Annotated in this window: 8 protein-coding genes; 5 read left to right on the forward strand and 3 right to left on the reverse strand. The window is 45.7% G+C overall.

The features are described from left to right. Window positions 1–99 precede the first annotated feature (99 nt). From AC5I6P_RS11125 to AC5I6P_RS11145, 5 genes are all read left to right on the forward strand, one after another. Window positions 100–1,326, forward strand: a complete 1,227-nt coding sequence (locus AC5I6P_RS11125) for a glycosyltransferase (RefSeq protein ID WP_495693826.1) — start codon at window positions 100–102, stop codon at window positions 1,324–1,326. A 62-nt stretch (window positions 1,327–1,388) separates the two neighbouring features. After that, window positions 1,389–2,498, forward strand: a complete 1,110-nt coding sequence (locus tag AC5I6P_RS11130; RefSeq protein WP_495693827.1) for a glycosyltransferase family 4 protein — start codon at window positions 1,389–1,391, stop codon at window positions 2,496–2,498. A 67-nt stretch (window positions 2,499–2,565) separates the two neighbouring features. Further along, entirely contained in the window at window positions 2,566–3,849 is a 1,284-nt protein-coding gene (locus AC5I6P_RS11135; protein ID WP_495693828.1) for a glycosyltransferase family 4 protein, read from the forward strand. Window positions 3,850–3,900: 51 nt separating this feature from the next. Continuing rightward, on the forward strand, window positions 3,901–5,025 hold the full coding sequence (locus tag AC5I6P_RS11140) for a glycosyltransferase family 4 protein (RefSeq protein ID WP_495693829.1): 1,125 nt from the start codon (window positions 3,901–3,903) through the stop codon (window positions 5,023–5,025). Next, window positions 5,026–6,405, forward strand: a complete 1,380-nt coding sequence (locus AC5I6P_RS11145; protein WP_495693830.1) for a hypothetical protein — start codon at window positions 5,026–5,028, stop codon at window positions 6,403–6,405. It begins immediately after the preceding gene. Window positions 6,406–6,568: 163 nt separating this feature from the next. Here the strand turns inward: AC5I6P_RS11145 and AC5I6P_RS11150 are convergent, their stop codons facing one another. The 3 genes from AC5I6P_RS11150 to AC5I6P_RS11160 form a co-directional block, all read right to left on the reverse strand. Beyond that, window positions 6,569–7,690 (reverse strand): acyltransferase, encoded by a 1,122-nt coding sequence (locus AC5I6P_RS11150; protein ID WP_495693831.1) that lies wholly within the window; start codon window positions 7,688–7,690, stop codon window positions 6,569–6,571. Between the two features lie 81 nt (window positions 7,691–7,771). After that, on the reverse strand, window positions 7,772–9,514 hold the full coding sequence (locus tag AC5I6P_RS11155; protein WP_495693832.1) for a serine/threonine protein kinase: 1,743 nt from the start codon (window positions 9,512–9,514) through the stop codon (window positions 7,772–7,774). A 102-nt stretch (window positions 9,515–9,616) separates the two neighbouring features. Then, complete coding sequence (locus AC5I6P_RS11160; protein WP_495693833.1) at window positions 9,617–10,321, reverse strand: YdcF family protein; 705 nt, start codon at window positions 10,319–10,321, stop codon at window positions 9,617–9,619. Window positions 10,322–10,614: the final 293 nt, after the last annotated feature.

Consider the following 10,614-nt stretch of genomic DNA (forward strand, 5'->3'; position numbering starts at 1 on the left):
CACGTCAAGCTGAAGTTCTATCATGATTGTCGATCGCAGTTGGATGTTGATTACAGAGTTATGAGCAATCCAGGAGATCCCTAAAACATGGGAAACGAGATGACCGCTACTGCTGATTCGATACATACTCAATGCTCAAGAGTATCGAATGGTTCTAGTTTACGGGTTTTGATTATCAGTCATGCCTATGTTGTCGGCGTGAATCAGGGAAAGCTTAACGCGATCGCAGAAACAGGCGAGGCAGAGATTGGTTTATTGGCTCCCAGTAACTGGAAAGCGTTGGAGTGGAATCGCCTACTGCCCCTCGAAAACCCTTATCCAAAACTGCATCTTTATTCCGCTCCGGTTGCATTTACTGGTAAGGGCGGTGCTCATCTGTATTCACCCTGGGATCTCTGGCGAGTATTGAACGACTTTAAGCCGGATATTATTCAGATTGAGGAAGAAGTTTTTTCCCTCAGCACTTTTGAACTGGCAACTTGGAGCCGACTCACAGGTATACCAATGGTTGTCTTTGGATGGGAAAATTTAGAGCGACGCCTGCCCTTGCTCCGCTGGTGGATCTGCCAGTTTGTGTTGAAAACAGCCAAAGCTATTATCGCGGGGAACCAAGATGGAGCCGCAATAATGCGGAATTGGGGCTACAGCGGGCTGCTAGAGGTTATGCCGCAAATGGGCGTTGACCCTAACTTTTTTTCACCCCACGAACGCAAAGTTGCGGCTCAAATATCCGATGTTGAAAGGAGCGATCGTCCCTTTAACATCGGATATTTGGGACGATTGGCTCACTCGAAGGGAATAGATTTGATTTTTGCAGCGGTACGGGAGCTACGGCAGCGAGGACTAAACGTTTGCGTGACCCTGTGCGGCTCTGGAACGGATGAAGAAGCCCTGAGACAAGAGGCTGAAAACCAGCGGGTTGCCGATCTAGTCATCTGGCGCGGAGCAGTACGCCATGAGCAAGCCCCGAAAGAACTGGGGACATTTGACGTTTTGGTACTGCCCTCTCGTACAACTCCTGCCTGGAAAGAGCAGTTTGGACATGTGCTGATTGAAGCAATGGCAATGGGGATTCCAGTAGTTGGCTCGTCTTCGGGCGAAATCCCCAACGTGATTGGGCAATCAGATTTGGTGTTTCAGGAAGAGGATGCTAAGGAATTAACGGTGATTTTAGAACGCTTAATTCGTGAACCTCAATGGTGGCAACACGTAAGCCAATACGGCATTGACCGTGTCAGTCAACACTATAGTCATGAGCGAATTGCTGAGCGTCTTATTCGGCTTTGGCGATCGCTTCAAACTCACAGCACTCTAGAGAATTATTGAGGTGAAAGATTAGGTTCATGCATCTAACTATCATTCGCCGAGAACGGGGTAATGCTATCAGCATGGATGTCTATGCTGATAACTTGGTGTCAGAGCTTAGGCAAATTCGACCACACTGGACAATTACCGAGATCGCACCCGATCCTTGGTGGGATGGTGAAGATAGTTCATGGCACTCCGGCACTGGATTACGCAAATATTACGAACGTTTCTGGCACCATCCTCGTCAGGTTAAACAACAAGAAACAGATCTCTTTCATATCATTGACCACAGTAATGCCCATGTTGCTTACTGGTTGACAAGGTTAGGGAAACCGATCGTTGTTACGTGTCATGATTTGGTTCAGTTTATCTACCCTGAACTTCTTCGGGAACAAGCTCGCTTCCCTGCATTCAGCACAGCAATGTTGAACTATTCGGTGCGGGGTATGTTGAAAGCAAACCAAGTCATTACAGTATCGTCAAATACTGCAAACGATGTTGAAACGATACTTGGGATAGAGCGTCAAAAAATCACCGTCATTCCGAACGGAACAGACAAACACTTTCATCCACTTCCCAAGGGATCTGTAGAACATCTAAGACAAACATACACAACCTCGCCTGACGAAATCTGCTTACTGAACGTAGGCTCATCACACCACCGTAAAAATCTTGTAACTGTTCTCAAGGTTTTACACACATTAATCCAGCAGGGGATCTCTATCCGATTATGGAAAGCGGGTGACGACTTCACAGCAGACCAAAAAGCTTTCATTCAGACCCATCAGCTTGAGCAAAAAGTCACTTATTTGGGCAAGCCTACTCCGGATCTCCTCCTTGAGATCTACAATGCAGCAGACATTCTAATCGCACCATCACTTTACGAAGGATTTGGATTGACAGTGTTAGAAGCCATGGCGTGTGGAGCACCCGTCATCACATCTAATGTTTCTTCACTGCCAGAAGTAGCAGGGGATGCAGCTATTTTGGTTGATCCAATCGACGTGCAGGCGATGTCAGAAGCAATTCTTCAGTTGCGAAATACTGCTTCCTATCGGCAAGTCCTACGAGAAAAGGGGATGGAAAGAGTGTGTAAATTCACATGGAGGCAAACAGCAGAGCAAGTTGCGCAGGTGTATGAAAATTTGACGACTTCTGTTTCTCTGCATCCTGCCGAAACAGTTTCTTAGCAAAGTTGCTCTCTACGAGCCTAAAACGATAGGCGTTGATTACTGAGTTTCTAATTCTGGTAAATCCATGAAGGTTCTATTATCTGCTTACTCCTGCGAACCAGGGAAGGGATCGGAACGAGGTGTTGGTTGGAATGTTGTCAGTGAAGTTGCTAAATATCACGAAGTTTGGGTATTGACCCGCCCTGATGAGAGCCAGGAGGCGATCGAAGCCGAGTTAAACCGTCATCCTAACCCCAATCTACACTTTGTCTACTTCACATTACCCTTTTGGCAAGACAGCTTAAGGTGGGGACAGGCAGGAGCCATGCAGCTACACTACTACCTTTGGCAAATCCAAGCATATTTTGTTGCTCGCAAACTGCACCGTGAAGTGGGATTTGATGTAGCTCAGCATGTTACCTTTGTTCGCTACTCCTGCCCCAGTTTTCTGTCACTATTACCCATTCCTTTCATTTGGGGACCGATCGGTGGCGGCGAATCAGCCCCTTTGCCATTTTGGGCAGACTTTAGCTGGAAAAATAAGCTGTACGAAGTTGCAAGATTAGCTTGGAGAGCGGTGGGAGAACTTGATTTATTTACCCACCTGACCGCTCGTCGGAGCGCCCTCGCTTACGCCGTCACTGAGGATACAGCTAAACGCTTGAAAGGGTTGGGCGTTACTCAGCTAGACATTTGCCCAGCGATCGGTTTGCTAAAGGATGAGCTTGACCATTTGTCTCAATGCACACCCGTTAACAACTCTATGAAATGCCGTTTTATCAGCATTGGACGACTTCTACACTGGAAAGGCTTTCACCTGGGGTTGCGAGCATTCGCTAAAGCGAACCTTCCTGACGCCGAGTATTGGGTTGTGGGAGATGGTCCCGAACTTAAACGCTTGCAGACTCTGGCACAAGAGCTGGGAATTGAGAACCAGGTTAAGTTCTGGGGCGAATTACCTCGTAATAGCGTTTTACAGACTCTCGGTCAGGCGTCCATTCTAGTACACCCCAGCTTACACGATTCAGGAGCTGGGGTTTGTTTAGAGGCAATGGCAACAGGTAGACCGATTCTTTGCTTAGATTTAGGTGGTCCTGCCGCCCAAGTGACGTCTGAAACTGGATTCAAGGTTGCAGCGGAGAATCCGCATCAGGTTGTTGAAGCCATGGCAGAGGCAATGGTAAAACTGCATCGCAATCCACTGCTCTGTCTACAACTAGGACAAGCAGGACAACAGCGAGTCCAAGAATTTTACAGTTGGGAGGCAAAAGGTAAGCAGTTTGCAAAAACTTATGAGGAAATTGCAACCTTTAATCTAGTGGCTGATTCCCTAAAACAAGTTCAAACGCCTAGAGAACCAGCGAAATAATATGAACACCAACCTCCTAAGTTTTATTGATTCATTCTTACCACTCGTATCATGCATATTCTGATTGCAGTTTTGCACCGACCTTCTCAGCCAACGGGTGTTTGTCGGCACGCCGCAAATCTTGCTCGCTGCTTGGCAGATTTAGACCAGATTAGCCAAGTGACACTCGTGACTGGGGCATGGCAGAAAACCTATTTTGAAACAGCATTTGCTCTTTCATCTCCAAAAATCAAAATTTTTGGCATTGATATTAAGAACAGCTCAATTTCAAGGAATCTTTGGTTTCTATTTGGGCTGCCAAGGGTAGTGAAGCAGCTTGCTCCAAATATTGTTCACTTAGCTTTTCCATTACCATTCTTGAAATCACGCTTTCCCTGCCCTGTAGTGGCAACAATTCACGATTTATACGCCTACCAATTTCCTGAAAATTTCGGCTATCGGCAAGCTTTATTCAACCGCTTGTTTTTTCAACAATGTATCCAGAGTAGTGATGGCTTAACCTGCGCTTCTAAAGCCACTCTAGGTGATTTGAAAGATTATTTTCCTGAGGTTGTCTCTCGTAAAAAGACAAGTGTAATTTATAATTTTGTTGATTTTGAGCAAGTTGCGGCAAAACGACCCAAGGCTCTGCATGGTAATTTTGATGCTCCTACTATTCTATGTGTGGGGCAACATCGCAAAAATAAAAATATTGATTTGCTGATTAAAGCTTACGCGTTGTTGCGAAATACAGGTCGGTTGAACGAAGCAACCAGGTTGATCATTGTTGGTAGCTCCGGTCCTGAAACCGATACATTGGTGCACCTAATTCAGGAACTTTCGCTAGAAAACTCAGTACTGCTGCTCTCTGCGATCGACGATAATGAACTCTGCTGGCTTTATCAAAACTGCCAGCTTTTTGTCATTGCTTCAGCTCTAGAAGGGTTCTGCATTCCTTTAGTAGAAGCACTATACTTTTCATGTAAGGTTGTCTGTTCCGACATTCCCATCTTTAGAGAAATCGGTTTGTCTAGTTGCAGTTATTTTGATTTGGCAGGAGACGCCGTTAAAAGCCTGGCTCAGTCCATCGACCATACGTTAGAATCAGTTGTCTTGAACAAATCAGACGTGCATTTACGGTTCCTAAAATCAGCGATCGCAACTCAGTTTCTGCAATTTTATTCAGAGTTGATGTAAATGCAACAGCAGAACGCATACTTAAAAAACTCCACCTTGATCATTGCTGCCTTCTGTAGCATTTTCTATTCGCGGATCGCCGCCACAACGCTCCGTTTTGATTTGCTCAATTTACTGCACTTTGCCATTATTCCTTCCGTGTGCGTGATCGCGATCTTCACGACTCGCGCTAAAGATCCCAAGCAGACTTCGCTTGCTCTTTCGTTTCTAGGCGGTTTGTTGGGATTGTTTGGAGTGATACTGGCTAGTGCACTCTGGAATAAAGCGGGTCTCATTAATGCGATCATCAGCTTCACGATGCTTGGCGAACCTTTCATGTTTCTCCTAGCGTTCAGTTGTATTTCTTTGACGGTCAAATCATTCACAACTATCAGGAATTTTCTTTATTACTCTGTACTCATTAATTTTCTACTAGCTGCGGCTCAAAAGCCTCTGATTGATTCGGGTCAGCTTAATGCAGCCGGATTTAATGGAACTGACGGGTGCGGAGGAGTATTTTTTTTGTCGGGGGCGGGCAACTATGTTGCCGCTACCGTATCTCTTGCCTTCGCTGTCTACTTTGTGAACCAGAGAACAGTTCCCTTGTGGATACGGATTACTGTAGTGCTGGCAGCACTTTGGCATCTTTTATTTTCTGATTCTAAGCAACTGGTTCTTGCCTATGGAATTGCATGGTTGCTTTTGATCCTAGTCAGTTCAAAAGACGTTGGCAAAACCCTAAAACTATTGATTGGTCTCTTTCTAGCTGGGTTTGTTGGAATATGGTGCGTACAAAATGTAGAAGTATTCAAGCCATACACCGCTTGGGCAAGACCAGAGCTTTATGGGGCTGATGGCTTAGCCTGGCATGCAAAATTCTATTCAATTCATTTAATTCTTGATAACTATGGGTCTCTCTTGAACTGGCTAATAGGGCTTGGACCAGGACACACAGTCAGCCGTTTGGGCGCATGGTTTCTCAGAGATTATTCGCCTCTCTTGAGTCCTCTCGGTTCTACTACTGCACCGATCGGTCAACAATCTATGGATTTTGTGGCGGGCTTCTGGCTCACAAGTGGCTCTAGTGTATTCAGTCCGATTTTTAGTTGGGCTGGAATTTGGGGCGATTTAGGACTCTTAGGATTAGGTGCTTACCTGTATCTGGGTTACTTAGTCTGGCGATATTTTGGTCTAGATGATACTTCGAAAGTCACTCTACTGAGTGTGTTTGTAATCGGTTGCATTTTTACCCAAATGGAAGAACCAGGCTATATGATTTCGATGAGCTTTCTGCTGGGATTACCATGGCAAGAACGGCAGCTCAGAAGGGAGGCAGCAAAAGCATTAGAGGTCGACTTCGATTCTACTCAGGTAGAAGGATTCAATGGCGTTGCTGAATGAAGGAATGAATCAGGAGCGTGAACAAGATGCTCACACTACAAAAAATCTGGAATTCATTTGGGAGTGTGAACGTCTCGCTCACGTTCCAGTCAGGCAAATCGCACAGTGATTCACCAACGCCGGGTTCAAGGTCTAGCTCTCCCTTCCGTAACAGTTCTAGCCGCTAGGCTCCAAACGCATATTGAGCTAGCGATTTGTGTCTGCTTAGAAGAGAAACGATCAGCCAACTCAGTAAAAAGCTAGATATCGAAAACGTTAGCATTGAAGCGATCGAGACTTGCTGAGTCAGTGAAGGAAAGACTTTGGCAAGCAGAACTTTAACAATGTTCATCGGAATTGGGTGAATTAGATAAATACCAAAAGAACACGCTCCGAGGTTGGCAGCTAGCTTGCTCTTCTTGAAGTAATGCGAGCCAAAGATTCCAAGAAGGAGTAGGGAATAGGCAACCAACACCTCTTGCAGAGAATGAAATAACCATACCTTTCCAAATGTCGCGGTTAGAATAAACAACACTAGAAATAAAATCGCTAAGGGTTGTGGTTGTAACCTGGAGATTTTTGGCGTAGCTAAGAGGCGATGCAAAATTAAAGCAGTGAAAAGGTAAGGAACACACCAAATAACCCAAACCATTTCAACGAGGATAACCCGAGCGATCGTATACCCAATTCCGCTAGGTATCCACTTGAGTATGCTAGCAAACGCAATCCCTTCTCCTAGTTGGAATCCATTTCCGGTCGCATAGATCAGTTGGTTGACTGCAATGCCTGCCACTGCAATAACGGTTAGTCCCAGTAAGTTGATTTTGCGATCGAGCAAATACTTTGCAACCAGAAGTAAGGAAGTACCTGCCAGTAGAAGTGGCAAAAAGTAAAGTTGATAGGAAGCACGACCAAAGAAAACAAGCCCTAATGGATCTTGAAAAAGTTCAGCGAGGCGATCTGACTTGTGTGCGGCTATAAAAAAAAACGATCGGACAATGAGATAGATAACACTCCAGACAATATAAGGAACGACAATACGATGAATTCTCGACTTCCAAAACTTTGAGGAAAGATTAATGGCTGACTTACGCGTTAGGAAGTAAAAGGCGGTAGCAAGAAAAAATGGCACTGCAAAATAGAAGAGCAACCTGAACGCGATCGCTTCTTGACTGATTGGAACACCCCAGGTTTCATCGCCTGAATGCACTAACACGACTGCATAAGCAGCCAGCCCACGACACCAATCAATGCCCAACAGCCTATTCGCGGAGTTTTTTTGAATGCTGGGTTCAGGTTGATTCATACTTGATAAGCTCATCAGATTCTAGCTACAGGGAAACAGACGTTTGCTAACAAATCGATACCGGAGTCGATCGAATCACGTTCATGGTTTGATTAAAAGCTTTTCAGATTTGCGATGGGTAAAAACGGTCTTTGCCCGTCGTAATTGGTGGTAAGCGAGCAGAACAGTTAGGGCTAGGCTATTCACTCCAGCTAGCATCAGCAACCCAGAATTCGCAAAATTAAAGCTTAAACTTAATCCGGAGCTCATTCCCAAAGCTGCCGTGAGCATCGAAAAAACGATGACAAACTGCTTTTGCTCTCTCTCTACTAGCAGCTTTTCGATCGTAGTTCCCGTTGCCAGCCCGCCTAGTGCGCCGCTCACGCCTCCTAATCCTGCGCCAAACACCACTGCGGAGCCAATCACGGTTGCAATATTACTAGAGAGAGCATGTAACAACATTGTTCCTCCCAGTACCGTTGCAGCAAACGTACTAGAAGTTGCTCCAACTCGCCAACCCGAAGAGCGCATTAACCAAGCTGCACCCTCTAGCCCGATCGCACCGCCCAAGATAGTACCAAATTCGACTGGTGAAGTAGCAATTCCCAATCGTTGTACACCCCAACCCGTTGACCATCCCAACCCCAAGCAAGTGAGTCCCAAAAGTGCTAGTAATCGATGGGAACGCATCAGAGACGAACCTGGAATCTGTCCGGTTTGAACTTGAAGACTCAGTGCGCAGGTTGTGGTCGATGTATTGGTGTGTAGTAATAACTTACGGGAGTAAAGCTTGCCTGCCAAGAGCCTGCTTGTCTCGATCGTGATCTGAAAGTTAACGCTGTTTCCTGTAAACGTAGTTGGTTCAACCGTGACCCATTGGTAGAGGTTTGGATGAGGATCTTGAGGATGGGGTGCCATTTCCCAATGCCCCGATAAGGTCGTATCTGGAATCGGATTGGTGAGCGATACCGTTTGCGTCAACACATCTCCCAGTCGTTCTACATTTAAAACGAGTGTAGATTGGCTCAAGTGCGCTTCTGGCGGGCGAATCGAAGACGTAGGAACTGCCGCCAACGCTGCCAATGCATGGGGAAAACGGTCTTTCATCTTAGGTTCGACCATCTTCTCCAACCATTGAATCCACTGCTGATTCAGCCGGGGAACCAAATGTTTAAAGCTGACTTTGTAACTGATATCAACGAGTTCACCGATTCGATCCGCCTTTGTTCCTGTGAGTAGACAAATGAGGGTCATACCCAGCCCGTATAGATCAGAAGCGGCGCTCAACTGTCGATTGAACAGTTGCTCTGGTGGCATAAAGCCCAGCGTTCCTTTTACCACACTGCTGACGCCAACCTCGCCTTCTCCAACACGAGCAAAGCCAAAATCAACTAGATAAACTTGGCGGGCGTCATCAACGAGTAAATTTCCTGGTTTGATGTCTCGGTGAATTACGGGAGGAATGCGAGCCTGTAGATAAACCAAGATTTCCAACGCTGCGATCGCAATTTGACGAACTTCATCTGGATCAAAACTTCGGGGCACCGCCAAGGAATCTGCCCGCTTGTATTCTTGAATCATGCAAAATCCGTCTTCGGTCTGCACAGAATTGAGATAACGCGGAATACCGGAATGATTCAATTCCCGCAAAACCTGGATTTCGCGCTCATAGCTATCGTAGTCTGACCAGCTTTGCGATTTAGCAAACTGAAACTGCTTGATCACAATCTGTTGCTGAGTTCGGGTGTCGGTTGCTAGATAGGTGGCACGCCCACCCGCCCGATTGTGTCCTAGTTCTTTCTCGACTTGATAATGATACTGGGCAAAATTGGGGAAGTTATTCATAGTTCGCTTCAAATTCACTAAACGCTATTGCACAAACAGCGAGCTTTTAGCGATCTTTCAAGTCTACGGGAAAACTAGCACCCGCTATTGTGACGATCGCGGCTAAACTTTGCAATTCCAAGCCATCATTTTTTTGATAGCACTCCTATGAGATTGAGCCATTTCAACTGCTGTCTGAGGATTGAGCCGTCCAGCCAAACCGTAGCTCATCAGCCCTACCACTTCGCGCATCATCACACTGGCTTTTTTTGGCGCACTCCAAGTTGCAGAAAGCGCACTTACTTGAGGAATTGGTGTATAGCCGAAACGCTGAAACACAAGAAACGATCGCAGCATGTGCGGAGCATCAGTAATGAGCAGAATTTTCTGATTTTGCTGAGGCTTTAAGATAACTGAGGTAAACAACCCATTTTCTTCGGTTGTCAAAGAACATTCTTCACCTCCTAGCCTTTGCACAGGAATTCCTTGCTTTTTCAGGTCTTCTAGAATCGGGATCGCATCTAGGCGACCACTGGCAAAGATTTTTGAGGTGCGCCCCGCTTGCCATTGTTGAACAGCGAGATTAACCCGTTGATAACGAAAAGGTTCTCCCCGACCCAAGATTACCATTGCATCTACCGGCTCTCCAGCATCTTTAGGTAATGGCAATACGAATGCTTTGAGTGCAAGTTCAATTGTGAGTGGCGCAGTGAGGATAATGCACAGCATGATCACGATCGTCATTGGCAGAATAACTCGACGCTGCCATTGGCGAGAAGCAATCAGCCATAGAACACTGAGCGCGGCTAGAACAATTAGAACCGCCATTTCATCTTGAAGACACAGGTTAAGATACCTGGACTTGTACAATATTTAAGATTAATTCTCAACGATAGTTATGGGGGTCCACACACGAGCTAAATAGCTCAACTAGAAATATATACTTTTGATGAAGTTTCAGACTGTATTCGATTCAAACTATAGTTGTTGAACCTTCTATCTTGATTGATGGAATACATGTTATGTACACAAAATTCTGTAGCGAAATTATCTTGAAAACTTGAACTGTAGTAGACTTGTTGGGCAATAAGGGATAATTGTGGACAATAGTCGAGAGTACG

The organism is Myxacorys sp. (assembly GCF_059501405.1).

What these genes read in the sequence shown, in the direction of transcription:
- AC5I6P_RS11125 (WP_495693826.1), top strand. Translation starts at nt 100, where the DNA reads ATGACCGCTACTGCTGATTCGATACATACTCAATGCTCAAGAGTATCG.
- AC5I6P_RS11130 (WP_495693827.1), top strand. Translation starts at nt 1,389, where the DNA reads ATGGATGTCTATGCTGATAACTTGGTGTCAGAGCTTAGGCAAATTCGA.
- AC5I6P_RS11135 (WP_495693828.1), top strand. Translation starts at nt 2,566, where the DNA reads ATGAAGGTTCTATTATCTGCTTACTCCTGCGAACCAGGGAAGGGATCG.
- AC5I6P_RS11140 (WP_495693829.1), top strand. Translation starts at nt 3,901, where the DNA reads ATGCATATTCTGATTGCAGTTTTGCACCGACCTTCTCAGCCAACGGGT.
- AC5I6P_RS11145 (WP_495693830.1), top strand. Translation starts at nt 5,026, where the DNA reads ATGCAACAGCAGAACGCATACTTAAAAAACTCCACCTTGATCATTGCT.
- AC5I6P_RS11150 (WP_495693831.1), bottom strand. Translation starts at nt 7,690, where the DNA reads ATGAATCAACCTGAACCCAGCATTCAAAAAAACTCCGCGAATAGGCTG.
- AC5I6P_RS11155 (WP_495693832.1), bottom strand. Translation starts at nt 9,514, where the DNA reads ATGAATAACTTCCCCAATTTTGCCCAGTATCATTATCAAGTCGAGAAA.
- AC5I6P_RS11160 (WP_495693833.1), bottom strand. Translation starts at nt 10,321, where the DNA reads ATGGCGGTTCTAATTGTTCTAGCCGCGCTCAGTGTTCTATGGCTGATT.